This window comes from Shewanella colwelliana, assembly GCF_001735525.1.
GTDB classification, from domain to species: Bacteria; Pseudomonadota; Gammaproteobacteria; order Enterobacterales; family Shewanellaceae; genus Shewanella; species Shewanella colwelliana.
The window spans coordinates 1-975 of record NZ_MCBT01000014.1 but is presented as its reverse complement, the minus strand read 5'-3'; the positions used below and the strand labels follow the sequence as shown (position 1 = coordinate 975).

Annotated in this window: 1 protein-coding gene; it reads right to left on the bottom strand. The window is 47.3% G+C overall.

Annotation, left to right across the window (positions count from 1 at the left end):
• Positions 1-975: VCBS domain-containing protein (locus BEL05_RS20895; protein ID WP_217629852.1), on the bottom strand; the 975-nt coding region annotated here is incomplete at both ends.

Sequence of the window (975 nt, the reverse complement as noted above, 5' to 3'; positions counted from 1 at the left end):
TCAGCCCTTGGATCATGGCTTGTGAGTTGTCAGCGGTGTAAGTCCAATGACCGTTTGAGTCAATCGATAGTGTGCCGAATTGACCTTGTAGTGCGGAGGCTTGGAACTGATTTTGCCCTGAATCGGGATCAATTAAATTAAGTTGTCCATCGATATGTAGCTGTCCTGAGTCGACATCTTTATCTTCTGTTAATGATGCACTCGATACGCCGTTGATTTTGGCTATTTCATCGGTACCGTGGATGGCGATAGTGACTATTTGGCTCACGGGGAGACCAGAGCTATCTGTTGCTGTAACTCTGAAAGTTTCTGTCGCAACCTCTCCAGCACGGAGCGCGAGAGTATTAGGGGAATTATTATCTAATTGGTAGACCCAAGCACCGCTATTTTGATCTATGGTTAGGTGTCCGTATTGCCCTAGTGTTTGCGGTACTGCCCAGCTAACACTGTCACCGTGGTCTGGATCTGTGGCAACGAGTTTACCTGTGACGGTATCGACATTACCCATTTCGTTCAAGCTAGCATTGTGCAGCCCTGAAATCGTCGGAAGATCATTGCTCCCATCTACTTCAACACTCACCACCGTATTGACTTTGTTTCCTTGAGCATCTGTAGCGGTGATAACAAATTGCTCGGTATGTTGCTCGCCTTCCGATAGTGCATTGGTTTGGGTTGAATGGTTATTTAAATGATAATGCCACTGTCCAGTGCTTGCATCTAAAACAAGGTCACCATACTGCCCTTGTGTGTGTTCAACCGTCCAAGTAACCGTGTCACTATCTGAACCATGGGCATGAAGTTGTCCATTGACGCTGTCTACAATATTATTTTCTTTAACTTGTTGAATTTGTTCTTGACTATCGACTTGTAACGGCTTTTCATCAGTGCCAGTGCCAGTGCCAGTGCCAGTGCCAGTGCCAGTGCCAGTGCCAGTGCCAGTGCCAGTGCCAGTGCCAGTGCCAGTGCCAGTGCCAG